Annotated in this window: 2 protein-coding genes; both read left to right on the top strand. The window is 66.1% G+C overall.

Going from position 1 to position 19,329, the window contains the following annotated elements:
- Window positions 1–243: 243 nt before the first annotated feature.
- Complete coding sequence (locus GST84_08505) at window positions 244–15,936, top strand: amino acid adenylation domain-containing protein (protein ID XGB12404.1); 15,693 nt, start codon at window positions 244–246, stop codon at window positions 15,934–15,936.
- On the top strand, window positions 15,936–19,325 hold the full coding sequence (locus tag GST84_08510) for a non-ribosomal peptide synthetase (protein ID XGB12405.1): 3,390 nt from the start codon (window positions 15,936–15,938) through the stop codon (window positions 19,323–19,325). Before GST84_08505 ends, GST84_08510 begins: the two co-directional genes overlap by 1 nt.
- Window positions 19,326–19,329: the final 4 nt, after the last annotated feature.

A 19,329-nucleotide genomic window follows, 5' to 3' on the forward strand; every position in this document is an offset into this window, starting at 1 on the left:
CGGTGCCTTGTGGTTTGGGTGGCTTGCGCGTCGATCCCTCGCGGTATGAGGAAAATCCCGCCGGTACCCTTATGACGCGCGAGGGCAGGCAAACCGGAAAACCGTCTGTCATGGCAAACCCCAGGCCCCCGGCTGAGCCTGCCTTTGCCAGTGGCCGTGACGGGTTAATTTTCCCGGTGTTCCATCCGTTTCGTAGGGATAGCCGAGTTGTTACTCGAAACCCATGTGCACGGATGAATCCCGATGAATGTTGAGAAGTCCCTGAAGCTCGCCCGCCGTTTCATTGAGCTGCCGGTGGAAAAGCGGCGGCTGTTTCTCGAAACCCTGGCCAGCGAGGGTATCGACTTTTCACAATTCCCGATCCCTGCGGACGTTGCCGTCGACGATCGCCATGCACTGTCCTATGCCCAGCAGCGCATGTGGTTTCTGTGGCAACTGGACCCACACGGTGCCGCCTACAACCTGCCCAGTGCGGTGGTGCTGAAAGGGGCGCTGGACACCTCGGCGGTACAGCGCGCGTTCGAGCAGGTACTGCAGCGACACCAGGCCCTGCGTACTGTGTTCCAGACCCAGGGTGACGAAGTGGTGCAAGTGGTGCAGCCAGCGGCCATCGTCATTGAAGAACACGACCTTCGGGCGCTGGCCGGCGGGGCCCGCGACGCCGCTGTAGCGCAAGCCGTCCGGGACGAAGCCGGTTTGCCCTTCGACCTCCAGCAGGGCCCGCTGTTTCGCGTACGCTTGTTGAAGCTGGCGGCACAGGAGCACGTGCTGCTGTTGACCCTGCACCATATCGTCGCCGATGGCTGGTCGATGAACGTGCTCATCCAGGAATTCGTCCACGGCTACGACGCCTTGGTTCGCGGGCAGGTGCCGGTGCTGCCTGAGTTGCCGATCCAGTACAGTGACTATGCGCTGTGGCAGCGGCGTTGGCTGGAGGCCGGGGAGCAGGCGCGACAGCTGGCTTACTGGCAGGCCAAGCTGGGCGACCAGCACCCGGTATTGCAGTTGCCTGCCGACTACCCGCGCCCGCTGCATGCCAGCCGCCAGGGCCAGCGCCTGCCCATCGCGGTGCCACAGGGCCTGAGCGAGCGCCTGGTGGGCCTGGCGCGTCAGCAAGGGGTCACCTTGTTCAGTGTGCTGTTGGCCGGTTTCAAGCTGCTTTTGCAACATTACAGTGGCCTGCAGGACATCCGTGTCGGGGTACCGGTTGCCAACCGCAATCGCCAAGAAGTCGAGGGGCTGATTGGCGTATTCGTCAACACCCAGGTGTTGCGCACCGAGCTCGACCCGCAGATGTCCGTCGCCCAATTGCTGGCCGATATCCGCGAAACCACCCGCGCGGCCCAGAGCCACCAGGATTTGCCGTTCGAGCGTTTGGTCGAAGGCCTGCAAGTCGAGCGCAGCCTCAGCCACACGCCGTTGTTCCAGGTGTTGCACAACCATCAGGCGAACGTCGCCGACATCGGCGCCTTGCGCAGCGAATCAGGCCTTGAGCTGCACGTGCTGGAGCGCCACGAGCGCAGTGTCCAGTTCGAGCTCACCCTCGATACCGTGGAGCGCGACGGCCAGGTGCAGGCAGCCTTCACCTATGCCCGCGAATTGTTCGCCCCGGCCACCATCGAACGTATGGCGAGCCATTGGCTGAACCTGTTGCAGGCCATGGCCGCCGACCCGCTGGCGGCCATCGGCGATTTGCCGCTGCTGGGTGCCGGCGAGCGGCAGCGGCTGCTGCAGGCCAGCCAACCGGCCGCCAGCGAGTTCGCCGTCGACAACATACTTGCGCTGTTCGCCGCGCAGGTGGCGCAGCAGCCGCAGGCCCCGGCACTGGTGTTCGGCGACCGGCAACTGAGCTATGCCGAACTCGATGCCGATGCCAACCGGCTGGCACACCAACTGATCGAGTGGGGCGTCGGGCCTGAGGTACTGGTGGGTATTGCAGTCGAACGGTCGGTGGAGATGATCGTTGGCCTGCTGGCCATCCTCAAGGCCGGCGGTGCCTATGTGCCGTTCGACCCCGAATACCCGCAAGAGCGGCTTGCCTACATGCTCGACGACAGCGGTGTTCAACTGCTGCTGACCCAGCAGGCGCTGCTGCCCCGTCTACCGCAGGACACACAAGTGCGCTACCTGGTGCTCGACCAGGCAGCAGAGGAACTGGCGCGCTTCAGTACGACGGCTCCCCCTGCACAGCTGAATGCCGATAACCTGGCCTATGTCATCTATACCTCGGGCTCTACCGGGCGTTCGAAGGGTGTCACCATCAGCCATGGCGCCCTGGCCAACTATGTGCAGGCGGCCTTGCAGCGCCTGGCGCTGGGCCGGGTCGCGAGCATGGCGGTGGTTTCCACGCTGGCGGCCGACCTTGGCCATACCACCCTGTTCGGCGCACTGTGCAGCGGCAGCTGCCTGCATGTGATTGCCCTGGACATCAGTCTGGACGCCGAGCGTTTCGCCGCCTACATGCACGCACACGCCGTGGACGTGCTGAAAATCGTCCCTTCCCACCTGCAGGCATTGCTCGATGGTCCGCACCCGGCCCGGGCACTGCCGCAGCGTGCGCTGGTGCTGGGCGGCGAGGCTTGCCCCGCCGGGCTGATGGCACAACTGGCGCAGCTGGCCCCGCACTGCACGCTGTTCAACCATTACGGCCCAACCGAAACCACCGTGGGCGCGCTCGCTGATGCGGTCGAGGCGCCACCGGCGACGGGGCGTGCGCCGCTTGGGCGGCCGTTGGCCAACATGCAGGCTTATGTGCTGGACGCTTCGCTGCAACCGCTGAGCACCGGCTGCCAGGGCGAGTTGTATCTTGCCGGCGCAGGGGTAGCGCGAGGCTATCACCGCCGCGCGGCGATGACGGCCGAACGCTTTGTGCCCAACCCGTTCGGTGCCGCCGGTACCCGCGTGTACCGTACCGGCGATCTGGCGCGGCAGCTGGCGAACGGCCAGGTCGATTACCTGGGGCGGGTCGACCATCAGGTAAAGATTCGCGGTTACCGGATCGAACTGGGTGAAATCACCGACACCCTCAAGCGCCAGCCCGGTGTGCACGACGCCGTGGCCGTTATCCGCGGCAGTGGCAGCGCGGCCCGCATCGTGGCCTACGTGGTCCCCGACAGCCAGTCTGATGCCCCGCAGGTGCTTGCCGAAGTACAAGCGGCGCTGGCCAGGCAGTTGCCGGACTATATGCTGCCGAGCCGCTTCATGGCATTGCCCGGCATGCCACTGACACTCAACGGCAAGCTCGATTTACGTGCCTTGCCGGTGCCTGACGAAGGCCCGGCACAGGCCTACCGTGCCCCGCAGACCACCTTGCAGCAGCAGCTGGCGCTGATCTGGCAGGACGTGCTGAACGTCGCCCAGGTAGGGCTTGACGACAACTTCTTTGCCCTGGGTGGGCATTCCCTGCTGGCGACGCAGATCATCGCCCGGGTCCGGCGCATCCTGGGGCGTGACGTACCGTTGCGCAGCCTTTTCGAAAGCAACTCGCTACAGGGCTTTGCCGAACAGGTAATGGGCGCTGGCGCGCAGCACGTCGAGCCGATCGCCGCGGTGCCGCGTGACCAGCCCCTGGTCGCGTCGCACGCCCAGCAGCGGCAATGGCTGTTCTGGCAGATGCAGCCGCACAGCACCGCCTACCACACACCTATGGTCGTGCGCCTGCGCGGCGAACTGGATCGTGCCGCATTGACCCAGGCCTTCGCGATCCTCTGCGAACGCCATGAAGCCTTCCGCACGACGTTCGTCGAGCGCGATGGCGTGCTGCTGCAGCGCATTCAGCCTGCGGGTGAATTACCGCTGGCCTGGGACCGACTGCCGGCAACGGCCGAGCTGGCACACATACAGGCTCAGGTACTGGCCGAGACCCAGCGGCTGTTCGACCTGGGCACCGGCCCGTTGTGGCGCGCCAAGGTGCTGCAGTTGGGCGAGCAGGACCAGTTCCTGGTGGTCACCTTGCACCACATCATTTCCGATGGTGGCTCGATGAGCGTGATGGTGCGTGAGTTCGTTGCCCTGTACCAGGCCCTGCACCGGGGCGAGGCGCCGGCATTGGCCAAGCTGCCGATCCAGTACGCCGATTACGCCGCCTGGCACAAGAACTGGCTCGACCAGGGCGAACTCCAGCGCCAGCTGGACTACTGGCGCGGGCAGCTGGGAAGCGAGCAGCCCATCCTGGAACTGCCAATCGACCACCCGCGCAGCGCGCTGAAAGACCACCGTCTGGGGCGCGTCGCATTCGCCCTGGACAGCGAACTGGCGCAGCGCTTGCGGCAGTTGGCGCGTGAGCATGAGCTGACCCTGTTCCAGCTGTTCCTCGGCGCTTTTGCCCTGTTGTTGCAACGCTACTGCGAACAACCCGATGTGCGCATCGGCATACCGGTGAGCAACCGCAGCCGGCAAGAGCTGGAAAACGTCCTGGGCTTTTTCGTCAATACCCTGGTCATGCGCGTCGAAGTCGATCCGGCGATGAGCGGCGCAGCGCTGCTCAGCCAGGTCAAGGCTACGGCACTGGCCGGGCAGGCGCATCAGGACCTGCCGTTCGACCGCCTGGTAGAAGCCTTGAACCCGCAACGCTCGCTGGACCGTAACCCGCTGTTCCAGGTGATGTACAACCACCTCAGCATTGCCGGCCAGCAGGTGGGCAGCACCAGCCTGGCAGGTTTGCATGCCGAGGAAATGACCCTGCAGGGTGGCACCGCGCAATTCGACCTGACCCTGGAAACGTTGGAGACCGACGCGGCGATCAACGTGTCGTTCCTCTACGCTGCCGAGCTGTTCGAAGCCGCTACCCTGCAACGCATGGCTGAGCACTGGTGCAATTTGCTGCGCGGCCTGGCCGCCGACCCAGGCCAGGCTGTCGGCGAGCTGCCGTTGCTGGCGCCGCAGGAGCAGGCGGCCCTGTTGCAGGGCTGGCAACAGGCGGGGCTCGCGGTTGCGCCGGCGGCGGTTCACCAGCTGATTGCCGAACAGGCCCGGCGCCAACCGCAAGCGGTAGCGTTGCTGGTCGGCGACCAGCAACTGAGCTACGGCCAGCTCGAGGCCCGGGCCAACCAGTTGGCACATCGCCTGCGGGCGCTGGGTGTCGGCCCCGACGTGCTGGTGGGCATCGCCCTGGAGCGTTCGCTCGACATGGTTGTCGGCTTGCTGGGCATTCTCAAGGCCGGTGGCGCGTTCCTGCCGCTTGATCCTCAGTACCCGGCAGAGCGCCTGGCCTACATGATGCAGGACAGCGGCATCGACCTGTTGCTCAGTCACAGCCGGGTGCTGCCGGGCCTGGACGTGCAGGCCGGTATTCGTACGCTGCTGCTCGACCAACTGGTTGAACAGCCGGGCGCCGAACAGGCGCCCACCGTGGCATTGAGCCCACAAAACCTGGCCTACGTGATCTACACCTCGGGTTCTACCGGCCAGCCCAAAGGCGTTGCGGTTGCACACGGGCCGCTGGCCATGCACTGCCTGGCCACTGGCCAATGGTACGAAATGACCCCGGCGGACCGTGAGCTGCATTTCCTGTCGTTTGCCTTCGACGGTGCCCATGAACGCTGGCTGACCTCGCTGGTCATGGGTGGCAGCCTGCTGCTGCGCGACGATGAGCTGTGGAGCCCCGAGCGCACCTACGAGGAGATACGCCGGCATGGGGTGACCATGGCCGGATTCCCGCCGGCCTACCTGCAACAGCTGGCTGAGCATGCGGCGCATGCCGGTAACCCTCCGCCGGTTCGTCTTTACAGCTTTGGCGGCGATGCCATGCCGCGGGCGACGTACGAGCGGGTGCAGCAAAGCCTGCAACCTCAGGTGATGATCAATGGTTACGGCCCCACCGAGACCGTGGTCACACCGATGGTCTGGCGTACCCGCGCCGGGGATCATTGCGACAGCGCCTATGCACCGATCGGCCAGCCTGTCGGCGAGCGCAGTGCGTGTGTGCTGGACGCCGCCCTGGGCCTGCTGCCAGCAGGCGTGGCCGGGCAGCTGTACCTGGGCGGTGCCGGCCTGGCCCGCGGCTACCTGGGGCGCCCGGGCCTGACAGCCGAGCGCTTCGTGCCCGACCCGTTTGGCACCGAGGGTGCGCGTCTGTACCGCACCGGTGACCAGGTTTGCCTGCGCGCCGACGGGCAGTTCGATTACCTGGGACGAATCGATAACCAGGTAAAAATCCGCGGCTTCCGTGTCGAGCTGGGCGAAATCGAGGCGTGCCTGCTGGCGTGTGCCGAGGTGCGCGAGGCCGTGGTGGTGGCCGTGGACGGCCCAAGCGGCAAGCAGCTGGCGGCTTACCTGGTGCTGGCCGATAGCATTGCCGCACACGGGCCGGCCGAGCAGCGCGAGCAGCTGAAGGCGGCGCTGCGCCAGAGCCTGCCGGACTACATGCTGCCGACCCACTGGCTGGTGCTTGAGCAACTGCCGTTGTTGCCCAATGGCAAGCTCGACCGCAAAGCACTGCCGGCACCAGACTTCAGCGCCCTGCAGCAGGCCTACGTGGCGCCACGCAATGCCCTGGAGCAGCGCCTTGCCGCGTTGTGGCAGCGCGTGCTGAAGCTCCCGCAGGTGGGCGTGAGTGACAACTTCTTCGAGCTCGGGGGCGACTCGATCATCTCGATCCAGCTGGTCAGTCGGGCGCGACAGGACGGCCTGCTGTTCAGTGCCCGTGATCTGTTCGAGCATCAGACCGTGGCCGCACTGGCCAGCGTTGCCCAGGTCGGCGCATGCGAGGTGCAAGCCGACCAGGGGCCGCTCAGTGGCGAGCAGGTGCTGCTACCGGTGCACCAGCTGTTCTTTGCCCAGGCGATTCCGGCACGTCACCACTGGAACCAGTCGATCCTGCTTGAACCACGGCAGCCTTTGAACGCTGCTGACCTGGACCAGGCCCTGCAAGCCCTGGTCGAGCACCATGATGCCTTGCGCCTGAGCTTTGCGCCCGCCGATGACGGCTGGAAGGCGCGCTACCGCAGCCCTGCCCAGTGCGCCCAGGCGGCGCTGCTATGGCAGGCCGCGGTGGCCGACGAAGGTGCGTTGCAAACCTTGGTAGAGCAGGCGCAGCGCAGCCTGGACCTGGAAAACGGGCCATTGCTGCGTGCCTTGCTGGCAACGCTGGCGGACGGCAGCCAGCGCTTGCTGTTGGTCGTTCATCACCTCGTGGTGGATGGGGTGTCATGGCGCATCCTGCTGGAGGACCTGCAACAGGCCTACGCTGCCGTGCTTGCGGGTAACCAGCCGAACCTGCCCGCCAAGAGCCATTCCATGCAGGCATGGGCCAAGCGCTTGCAGGGGCATGCAGCGTACATGCAGGGCCAGCTTGGCTACTGGTGCGAGCAGTTGCAGGGGCGCGCCGCACTGCCACGTCGGCAGGTCAGCGACCTGGCCGCAGCCAATCAGCAGTGCCACGCCCACACGGTTTACAGCCGCCTGGACCGGGCATGGACCGAGCGGCTGCTGCGCGAGGCGCCGGCCGCCTACCGCACACGGGTCAACGACCTGCTGCTGGCAGCCCTGGTGCGGGTGATTGCAGGCTGGACCGGGCGCGACGAAGTGTCGGTGCTGCTGGAAGGTCATGGCCGTGAAGCACTGTTCGACGACCTGGACCTCAGCCGCACACTGGGATGGTTCACCACGGTGTTCCCGCTGAAGCTGGCGGTGCCCAGCGAGCGTTCCCACACCTTGAAGCAGGTCAAGCAGCACCTGCACAGCATTCCCGACAACGGTATCGGTTTCGGGGTGCTGGGCCAATGGGGCAGCGCCGAGGCGCGCCAGCAGTTGGGCCATGCACCGCTGCCGGAAATCACCTTCAACTACCTGGGCCAGTTCGATGGCAGCTTCGATCAGGCCGAAGCGCTGTTCGTGCCGGCCAGGGAAGACAAGGGCGCCGATCACGACGCGCAGGCGCCGCTGGGCAACCTGTTGAGCCTCAATGGCCAGGTGTACGGCGGTGAGCTGAGCCTGGGCTGGACGTTCAGTCGCGAGCTGTTCGATAGCGCCACCCTTGAGCGTCTGGCCGCCGATTACACCCGCGAGTTGCAGGCGTTGATCGAGCACTGCTGCACACCGGGGGTGTGTGGTGTAACGCCGTCCGACTTCCCGCTGGCGCGCCTGTCGCAAACCCAGCTGGACCAACTGCCAGTGCCCGCGGCCGAGATTGCCGACCTTTATCCGCTGGCGCCGATGCAGCAGGGCATGCTGTTCCACGCCTTGTACGAGCAGCAGGCGGGGGACTACGTGAACCAGATGCGCGTCGATGTCGACGGCCTGGATGTCGAGCGTTTCCGCCGTGCCTGGGAGGCCGTGCTGCAGCGCCACGATATCCTGCGCACGCAGTTCCACTGGGAGCACGAGCAGGCTCTGCAGGTGGTACGCAAACACGTTGATCTGCCGTTCGTGGTGCACGACTGGCAGGGGCGCGAAGGCCTTGAGGCTGCCCTCGAGCAACTGGCAGTCGACCAGCGCCAGCAGGGCTTCGACCTCAGCCAGGCGCCATTGCTGCGCCTGGCGCTGGTGCGCACTGGTCCGGCCCGACAGCACTTGCTCTATACCAGCCATCACATCCTCATGGATGGCTGGAGCAACTCCCAGCTGTTGGGCGAAGTGCTGCACCAGTACGCCCTGCTGGGCGACGGTCAGCTCTCGGCATTGCCACCGGTCACCAGCCGTTACAGCGATTACATCGGCTGGCTGGGCCGGCAGGACGCCGCTGCCGGTGAAGCGTTCTGGAAAGACTGCCTGCGCGACCTGCAAGGGCCCACCCGGCTGGCGCAGGCCATTGCCTACGAAGCCCAGGCCGAAGCCGGGCAGGGCTACGCCGAGCATGTGCAGGTGATCGATGCCGCCACCACCGGGCAGCTGGTGGCACTGGCGCGCCAACACAAGGTCACCCTCAACACCTTGCTGCAGGGTGCCTGGCTGTTGCTGCTGCAACGCTATACCGGGCAGGACAGCGTCACGTTCGGGGCCACGGTTGCCGGGCGCCCGGCGGCGCTCAAGGGCATCGAGCAGCAGGTGGGCCTGTTCATCAACACCTTGCCGGTCACTGCCAGCCCGGCCCCGCAGCTGCCGTTCGCGCAATTCCTGCAGCAGTTGCAGGCACAGAACGTGGCCATGCGCGAGTTCGAACACACCCCGCTGTTCGACATCCAGCGCTGGAGCGGGCAGGGCGGCGAGGCCTTGTTCGACAACATCCTGGTCTTCGAGAACTACCCCGTTTCCGAAGCGCTGCAGCAGGGTGCCCCGGCAGGCTTGAGCTTCGGCGAGGTCTACAGCCGCGAACAGACGCATTACCCGCTGACCCTGTCGATCAGCCAAGGGCAGACTTTGCAGTTGCACTACAGCCATGCGCTGGAGCATCTGCAGCGCCCGGCGCTGGCTGCGCTGGCCGACAACTTCCAGCATGTGCTGCAGCAGTGCCTGAGCTTGCCGCTGGACAGCTGCCTGGGCGCGTTCTGCCTGGTAGCCCCTGCCACCCGCGAAGGGCTGTTGCAGCACGTCAACCAGACGGCTGCCGATTACCCGCTGCAGCACAGTTATGCCGAGCTGTTCGAAGCGCAGGTGGCCCGTACCCCGCAGGCGGTCGTTGCGCGCTGCGGCGACCGGCACTACAGCTACAGCGAGCTGAACCGCCTTGCCAACCGAGTGGCCCATGGGCTGATTGCCCTGGGGGTCGGGCCTGACCAGCCAGTGGCCTTGCTGGCGCAGCGCAGCCTTGAGCTGCTGGGCATGATGGTGGGCACCTTCAAGGCCGCCGCCGGCTACCTGCCACTGGACCCTGGCCTGCCACAACAACGCCTGAGCCATATCGTCGCCTTGAGCCGCACCCCGGTGCTGCTCTGCACCGAGGCTTGCCGGGCGCAGGCCGAGGCCTTGCTGCACGCAGTGGACGAGGCACGGCGGCCGCAGCTGTTGGTGCTGGAAACCCTCGACCGGCCTGACAGCGCCGAGCACGATCCGCAGCGCTACAGTGGCCCGCAGCACCTGGCGTACGTGATCTACACCTCGGGTTCGACCGGGCAGCCCAAAGGGGTGATGGTCGAGCAGGCGGGCATGCTCAACAACCAGCTGAGCAAGGTGCCATACCTGGGCCTAGGGCCGGACGACGTGATCGCCCAGACCGCGTCGCAAAGCTTCGACATTTCGGTGTGGCAGTTCCTTGCAGCGCCACTGTTTGGTGGCTGTGTGCAGATTATGCCGAACGAACTGGCGCATGATCCCGAAGCACTGCTGCAGCAGGTGCGCGAGCAGCGCATCAGTGTGCTCGAGAGCGTGCCGTCGTTGATCCAGGGTATGTTCCAGGCCCCGGCCGTTACCCTGCCGTCGCTGCGCTGGATGCTGCCCACCGGCGAAGCGCTGGCGCCGGAAACCGCACGTCAATGGTTGCAGCGCTATCCCGATGTCGGGCTGGTCAATGCCTATGGTCCGGCTGAATGTTCCGATGACGTGGCGTTCTTCCGCGTCGACCTGGCGAGCACGCAAGGCGTGTACCTGCCCATTGGCAGCCCCACCGACAACAACCGCCTGTATGTGCTGGACGCCGCATTGGAGCTGGCGCCGCTGGGCGTCACCGGAGAGCTGTGCGTGGCAGGAACCGGCGTGGGCCGTGGCTATGTCGGCGACCCACTGCGTACCGCCCAGGCCTTTATTCCGCACCCTTGCGGGGCGCCCGGCGAGCGCCTGTACCGCACTGGCGACCTGGCCCGGCGCCGTGCCGACGGCGTGCTGGAGTACGTCGGCCGGGTCGATCACCAGGTCAAGATCCGCGGTTTCCGTATCGAGCTGGGCGAAATCGAAGCCGCGTTGCTCGACAGCGATCAGGTACGCGAGGCGGTGGTGATGGCTCAGCCTGGCGCCAACGGGCCGCAGTTGGTGGCCTATTGCGTGGCTGAAGACGCGGTGGCTGCCGACGCGCTCAAGCAACAGCTCAAAGCCAGCCTGAAAGCCCGTCTGCCCGACTACATGGTACCCGTGCACTGGGTGCTGATGGCGCGCCTGCCGTTGACGCCGAACGGCAAGGTAGACCGCAAGGCGCTGCCGCTGCCGGACATGAGTCAGGCACGCCAGGCCTATGTTGCCCCGCGCAGTGAACTGGAGCAGCAGCTGGCCGCGATCTGGCAGGACGTGCTCAAGCTTGAGCAGGTGGGGCTGGACGACAACTTCTTCGAACTGGGTGGCGATTCGATCGTTTCCATCCAGGTGGTCGGGCGCGCCCGCCAGGCCGGCATCGCCTTCAGCCCCAAAGATGTTTTCGAGCAGCAGACGGTGCAGGGCCTGGCGCGTGTCGCTCGGCGGGGTGCCGCTCAGCAGCAGATCGACCAGGGCCCGGTCAGCGGTGAGCTGCACCTGCTGCCGGCCCAGGCCGAATTCTTCGCGCTGGCTATTCCCGAGCGCCATCACTGGAACCAGTCGGTGCTGCTGGACGCCCTGCAGCCGCTGGATGCCGACCGGCTGGAACACGCCCTGCACCAGTTGGTGGTGCACCACGACGGCTTGCGCCTGAAGTTCGACGAAAGCGAACAGGGCTGGCGCGCCAGCTTCGGCGAAGCGCACGTGCGCCACGCGCTGTTGTGGCAGCGTGACTGTGCCGATGCGCAGGCGCTGGAGGCACTGTGCGACCAGGCCCAGGCCAGCCTGTGCCTGGGCAATGGCGACCTGGTGCGTGCGGTGCTGGTAACGCAGCCGGGCGAGTGCCAGCGCTTGTTGCTGGTGATCCATCACCTGTTGGTCGACGGGGTGTCCTGGCGGATCCTGCTGGAAGACCTGCAGCGTGCTTATCGTCAATGCGTGGCGGGCCAAACGGTGGTGCTGCCGGCCAAGACCAGTTCGCTCAGGGACTGGGCCGGGCAGTTGCAAGCCTATGCTGGCAGCGAAGGGCTTGGCAGCGAGCTGGCGTACTGGCAGGCGCAGTTGCAGCACGACCACGCCGAGCTGCCCTGCGACCACCCGGGTGCCGGGCAACAACGCCGACGTGCGCGCACGGTCAGCACGCAACTCGACCGCGAAGTGACCCGGCAGCTTCTGCAAGAGGCGCCCGCCACCTATCGTACTCAGGTCAACGACTTGCTGCTGACTGCGCTGGCGCGCGTGGTGGGTCGCTGGAGCGGCCAGGCCGCGACGCTGATTCAGCTGGAAGGGCATGGTCGCGAAGAACTGTCCGCCGACCTTGACCTCAGCCGAACCGTCGGCTGGTTCACCAGCCTGTACCCGGTGTGCCTGCGCGTCGAGGGCGAGCTGGGCGCGTCGATCAAGCAGGTCAAGGAGCAGTTGCGCGCCATCCCCAACAAAGGCCTGGGTTACGGTGTGCTGCGTTACCTTGGCAGTGACGAGCAGCGTCAGGCCCTGCAAGGCCTGGCAACACCACGTATCACCTTCAACTACCTGGGGCAGTTCGACGCCAGCTTCGATGGCGCCGGCGATGCCTTGCTGCAACCTTCCCGGCTGGGCGTCGGCGCCGAACAGAGTGCTGACGCGCCGCTGGAAAACTGGCTCAGCCTCAATGGCCAGGTCTATGGCGGCGAGCTGCGCATGGGCTGGACGTTCAGCCTCGACCTGTTCGACGAACAGACCGTGCAACGCCTGGCGGACGATTACGGGCGCGAGCTGCGCAGCCTGGTCGAGCATTGCCTGCAGGCCAACGAGGCCGGTGAACAGGGCATGACACCTTCGGACTTCCCGCTGGCGGGCCTGAGCCAGGCGCAGCTCGATACGTTGCCGGTACCGGCGGCGCAAGTCGAAGACATCTACGCGCTGTCGCCGATGCAGCAAGGCATGCTGTTCCACTCGCTGTACGAGCAAGGCAGCGGTGACTACATCAACCAGATGCGTGCCGATGTGCAGGGGCTGGATGCCGAACGCCTACGGGCCGCCTGGCAGGCAGTCTACGACCGCCACGAGGTACTGCGTGCCAGTGTGCTGTGGCAAGGCCAGCAGCAACCGTTGCAGGTGATCCACAAGCACCTGGCCGTGGCGCTGGTGTACCAGGACTGGCGCGAGCGACGGGAGCTGACTATCGCGCTCGACCAGCTGGCCAACGCCGAACGCCTGCGCGGGTTCGACCTGGGTAAAGCGCCGCTGCAACGCATCCAGGTCATCCGCATTGGCGACGATCACTACCACCTGATCGATACCAACCATCACATCCTCATGGACGGTTGGAGCTATTCGCAGCTGCTGGGGGAGGTACTCGAACAATACGGTGCCCAGGCCCGCGGCGAGCCTCGCCCAGCGGCGCCGGCAGGGCGCTACCGCGATTACATCGGCTGGTTGCAGCGCCAGGATGCGCAGGCCAGCGAGCAGTTCTGGAAAGCCCGCCTGGCGGACCTGGAACAGCCCACACTGCTCAGCCGCAGCCTGGCGACCGGCCAGCCATTGGCCGAAGCCGACGTGGCCGGGCAGGGGCAGGTTGTCTTGCTGCGTGATCGCCAGCAAACCCGCCAGCTCAGCGATTTTGCCCGGCAGCACAAGGTCACCCTCAACACCTTGATGCAAGGGGCCTGGTTGTTGCTGTTGCAGCGTTATACCGGGCAGGCGGCGGTCGCATTCGGTGTCACCGTAGCGGGCCGTCCTGCCGAGCTGCGCGGTGTCGAAGCGCACATCGGGCTGTTCATCAACACCTTGCCGGTGGTTGCCAGCCCGCGCCCGGAACAACCCGTGGTGCAATGGCTGCAAGCGTTGCAAAGCCTCAACCTGCAATTGCGTGAACACGAACACACGCCGTTGTTCGAGATCCAGCGCTGGGCCGGTCACGGCGGCGAGGGGCTGTTCGACAGCATCATGGTGTTCGAGAACTACCCAGTCTCGGAGATCCTCCAGCAAACGGCACCCGAGGGACTGCGTTTCGATGCGGTGCACAACCATGAGCAGGCCAACTACCCATTGACCCTGGCGGTCAACCAGGGCGAGACGCTGTCGGTGACCTTCGGCTACGACCGTGGCTGCTTCGCTGCCGCACTGGTCGAGCAACTGGCTGGGCACCTGCGACAGTTGCTGGAGCAGATTGTCGAGGCCTCGGCGCACCAGGCGCTGGGCAGCCTGACGCTGCTCGATGCGCAACAGCAGCAGGCCACCTTCGCCCAGTGGAACCCGGCCCCCGCCGAGCACCCGGCCGACCAGGCCCTGCACAGCCGGATCGAGGCCCAGGTGCAGCGCACCCCCGATGCCATCGCCGTCACCTGCGAGGGCCAGGCCCTGAGCTATGCCCAGCTCAACCAGCGCGCCAACGCCCTGGCCCGGCGCCTGGTCGACGACGGGGTCGGGCCTGACGTGCTGGTCGGCCTGGCTGCCGAGCGCTCGCTGGACATGGTCGTTGGCATCTTCGCCATCCTCAAGGCCGGCGGTGCCTACGTGCCGCTGGACCCGGCCTACCCGGCCGACCGTTTGGCCTACATGATCGAAGACAGCGGTCTGCAGCGCGTGCTGGCCCAGCCCCAGGTGCTGGCCAGCCTGCCGGTGCCGGCAGGCGTGCGCGTGCTCAGCCTGGAAAGCAACGATGACTGCAGCCAGGCCGACCCGCTGGCCTGCTCACCGGTCACGGTCAGCCCGGACAACCTTGCCTACGTGATCTACACCTCCGGTTCCACCGGCAACCCCAAGGGCGTACTGCTGCCGCAGCGCAACGTGCTGCGCCTGTTCACGGCCACCGACGCCGACTTCCGCTTCGGCAGCGACGACGTGTGGAGCCTGTTCCACTCCTATGCCTTCGACTTCTCGGTGTGGGAAATCTTCGGCGCCCTGCTGTACGGCGGGCGCCTGGTGATCGTGCCGCAGCACACCAGCCGCTCGCCCGAGGCCTTCTACCAGTTGCTGGCCGATGAACAGGTCACGGTGCTGAACCAGACCCCGTCGGCGTTCAAGCAACTGATGGCGGTGGCCACCACGGCCGAGCCGCAGCGGCCGCTGGCACTGCGCAGCGTGGTGTTCGGGGGCGAAGCGCTGGACGTCAACAGCCTGGCACCGTGGTTCGAACGCTTCGGCGACCGCCAGCCGCAGCTGGTGAACATGTACGGCATCACCGAAACCACCGTGCATGTCAGCTACCGGCCGCTGTCGCTGGCTGACCTGGGCAAGGCGGCCAGCAGCCCGATGGGCGTGCCGATCCCCGACCTGTCCTGGTATGTGCTCGACGGCGACCTGAACCCGGTAGCCAAAGGCTGCATCGGTGAGCTGTACGTGGGCCGCGCCGGCCTGGCACGCGGCTACCTCAAGCGCAGCGACCTGAGCGCCACGCGCTTCGTGCCGGACCCGTTCGGTGCCCCTGGCGGGCGCCTGTACCGCACCGGTGACCTGGCGCGCTACCACGCCGACGGGGTGATCGAATACGCCGGGCGCATCGACCACCAGGTGAAGATCCGCGGCTTCCGCATCGAGCTGGGCGAGATCGAATCCCGTCTGCAGGCGCAGCCGCAGGTGCGCGAGGCCCTGGTGCTGGCCCAGGAAGGCGCGACCGGCCAGCAGCTGGTGGCCTACCTGATACCCGCTGCCGAGGTAGCGCTGGAGCAGCAGGCCGGGCTGCGCGCGCAGTTGCGCGAACAGCTGAAGGAGGCGCTGCCGGACTACATGGTCCCGGCGCACCTGTTGCTGCTCGACCGGTGGCCGCTGACAGCCAACGGCAAGCTCGACCGCAAGGCCCTGCCCAAGGCCGATGCCAGCCTGTTGCAGCAAGGTTATCGCGCCCCGCGTAGCGAGCTTGAACAGCAGCTGGCAGCCATCTGGCAGGACGTGCTCAAGCTTGAGCAAGTGGGCCTGGACGACCACTTCTTCGAACTGGGCGGCCACTCGCTGCTGGCCGTCAGCGTGGTTTCGCGGGTGCAACTGGAACTCGGCCTGAGCCTGACCCCGCAACTGATTTTCCAGCACCCGACCCTGGCGAGCTTCGCCGAACAGCTGGCCCAGGCATCTGCGCCGGCGGACACACAAACACTCAGCAAGCTGTCGGCTCTGCTGGACGAAATGGAGGAGGTGTGATGGACACCGCAGTCGCCACGAAAATTGCCCAGCGCTTCATCAATCTGCCGCTGGAAAAGCGTCGCCAATACCTGCAGAAAATGCTTGAAGAAGGCGTGTCCCCGGCCAACCTGCCCATTCCGCTGGTGCGCGACGACACCACCGTGGTGCCGTTGTCGTTTGCCCAGGAGCGCCAATGGTTCCTGTGGCAGATGGAGCCCCAGGGCACTGCCTACAACATCGGGGTCAGCCTGCGCCTGCATGGCCCGCTGAACCTGCAGGCCTTGCAAGGCAGTTTCGATACGCTGCTGGCGCGGCACGAGAGCTTGCGCACCACGTTCACCCATGACAGCCGCGACGGTGGCCCGCGCCAGCAAATCGCCCCACAGCTGACGGTAGCGATCGAATGCCGTGAGCGCGGCGTGGGCGATGAGCAGGCGCAGATTCAGGCCTTCGTCGAAGCCCACCGTGAGCAGCCGTTCGACCTGCAACACGGCCCCGTGTTGCGCGTGGCGTTGCTGCGCCTGGCGGCCGAGGACCATGTGCTCAGCCTGGTGGTGCACCACATCGCCGCTGACGGCTGGTCGCTGAAGGTCATGGTCGACGAACTGCTGCAGGGTTACAGCGCCTGTTGCCGAGGGCATGCCGTGGCTGTTCGGCCGCTGCCCATCCAGTACGCCGACTATGCCATCTGGCAACGGCGCTGGATGGAGGCCGGTGAACGCGAGCGGCAGCTGGCCTATTGGCAAGCGCAACTGGGTGGCCAGCAGCCGGTGCTGGAACTGCCGACCGATCGGCCCCGCCCGGGGCTGATGAGCTACCGCGGCGCACGACACGACTTCAGCTTGCCGGCCGAACTGTGCCAACGCCTGCAAGACCTGGCCCGCCACGAAGGGGTGACCTTGTTCGTGCTGTTGCTGGCCGCGTTCCAGGCCTTGCTGCAGCGCTACAGCGGGCAGCAGGACATTCGCGTCGGTGTGCCTATCGCCAACCGCAACCGGGTAGAAACCGAAGGGTTGATCGGGTTTTTCGTCAACACCCAGGTACTGCGCGCGCAAATCGAGCCGCAGCAGACCTTCCGCGCGCTGTTGCAGCAAGCCCGCCAGGCCGCCAGCGACGCCCAGGCCCATCAAGAGCTGCCGTTCGAACAACTGGTCGAAGCCTTGCAGCCGGGGCGCAGCCTGAGCCACAGCCCGTTGTTCCAGGTCATGTTCAACCACCAGCGCCAGGGCAATGGCCAGCAGGCCGCCAGCGACACAGCGCTGCGTATCGAGGCTTTGCCTGGTGAAACGCGCACCGCGCCGTTTGACCTCACCCTGGAAACCTTCGAAGCGCCAGGGCAGATCGGCGCTTCTTTGAACTACGCCACCGATCTGTTCGATGCCACGACCGTGGCGCGCATGGCCGGGCACTGGGTGCAATTGCTGGACGGCATCGTGGCCGACGCGGGCCAGCGAATCGCCGCGTTGCCATTGCTCAGCGACAGCGAGCTGGACGTGATCGGGCAAGCCTGGAATGACACGGCGGTGCTGGTTGCCGACGCCTGCATTCAGCACTTGATCGAGCAGCGTGCCGATGCCACGCCGCATGCACCGGCGGTGCAGTTCGAAGACCAGACACTGAGCTACCAGCAGCTCAACGAACACGCCAACCGCCTGGCCTGGCGCCTGATCGAAGGCGGCGTAGGGCCGGACGTCAAGGTCGGGGTGGCCCTCGAACGCTCGCCACAGATGCTCGTCGCGTTGTTGGCCGTGCTCAAGGCCGGGGGTGCCTATGTACCGCTGGACCCTCATTACCCGGACGAGCGGCTGGCCTACATGATGGAGGACAGCGGCATCAGGCTGCTGCTGACCCAACCTTCGCTACAGGCACGCCTGCCGATACCGGTCACGGTTCAGTGCCTGTTGCTGGCGCCCGAGCACCTGCTGGGCAGTGGCTGCAACGCGGCAGCCTACGGTGTGCACAACCCGCAGCTGCAACTGTCGGCCGAGCACCTTGCCTACATGATCTACACCTCGGGCTCCACCGGCAGGCCAAAAGGGGTGATGGTGCCCCACGGCGCCCTGGTCAACTTCATCGCCAGCATGGCCAAGGCGCCGGGGCTGGCTACCGGCGATCGCCTGTTGTCGTTGACCACGTTCTCGTTCGATATCTTCGGGCTGGAGGTGTACCTGCCTCTGGTGCAGGGTGCCTGCGTGGTCCTGGCCGGTCCGGATACCGCACAGGACCCGCAGCGGGTACTGGAGCTGGTCGCGCGGCAGGCGGTGACCGTGTTGCAGGCCACCCCTTCGACCTGGCGCATGCTGCTAGACAGCGGCCGCGGTGAGGTGCTGGCGGGCTGCACGAAGTTATGTGGCGGTGAAGCGCTGAGCGATGACCTGGCGCAGCGGCTGCTGGCCCTGGGCGGGCCGTTGTGGAACCTGTACGGGCCGACCGAAACCACCATCTGGTCAGCGCTGCACCGCTTGCAGCCCGCCAGGCCGCAGGCGTTGCTCGGCAGGCCGTTGGACAATACCCGGCTCTACCTGCTGGGTGAGGACCTGGCGCCGGTACCCGTTGGCGTTGCCGGCGAGCTGCTGATTGGCGGGGCGGGGCTGGCGCGCGGGTATTACCAGCGGCCTGGGCTGACCGCCGAGCGTTTCGTCCCCGACCCGTTCGCCGAGAACGGTGAGCGGCTGTACCGTACCGGCGACCTGGCACGCTATCGGGCCGATGGTGTGGTGGAGTACCTCGGACGAATCGACCAGCAGGTGAAGATTCGTGGCTATCGTATTGAACTCGGTGAAATCGAGGCACAACTGGCGCGTCATCCCGCCATTCGCGAAGCGGCGGTGGTCGCCCGGCCGGGGCCTGGAGGCCAGCAACTGGTGGCTTACCTGGTGCCGCAGGACGTGGCCGTGGTCGACGATGGGCAAACGCGCGAGGCACTGGGCGAGGCGTTGAAGCGGCAACTGCGCAGCGCGTTGCCGGAGTACATGGTGCCGACCTGGACGACGTTCGTCGCGACCTTCCCCCATACCCCCAATGGCAAGCTTGACCGCAACCGGCTGCCTGCCCCCGACCTGAGTGTCGCCCGGGTGGCCTACCTGGCACCGCAGAGCGAGCTGCAGCAGCAAGTGGCGCAGATCTGGCAGGAGGTACTGCACGTCGATCAGGTCGGCCTTGCCGACAACTTCTTCGACCTCGGCGGGCATTCGCTGCTGGCCACCCAGGTCACCGTGCGCCTGCGTGAGCAGTTGAAGCTGGAAACAGCAGTCAAGGCGCTGTTCACCACCCACGACCTGCAAGCCTACTGCGCCGAGATCGCAGTCGCCCCGCCGCAAACCCAGGCGGTCAACGATGCCTTGGCTAAATCCTTGGAGGCCCTCAAACGTCTATCAGCCGAAGATCTGGAAAATCTGATCTCTTGACAGG

Origin of the sequence: Pseudomonas putida (assembly GCA_041879295.1) — a bacterium.
In the GTDB taxonomy this organism is placed as follows: Bacteria; Pseudomonadota; Gammaproteobacteria; order Pseudomonadales; family Pseudomonadaceae; genus Aquipseudomonas; species Aquipseudomonas putida_Y.

Coding starts and splice junctions, on each gene's coding strand:
- GST84_08505 (XGB12404.1), top strand. CDS start 244: ATGAATGTTGAGAAGTCCCTGAAGCTCGCCCGCCGTTTCATTGAGCTG.
- GST84_08510 (XGB12405.1), top strand. CDS start 15,936: ATGGACACCGCAGTCGCCACGAAAATTGCCCAGCGCTTCATCAATCTG.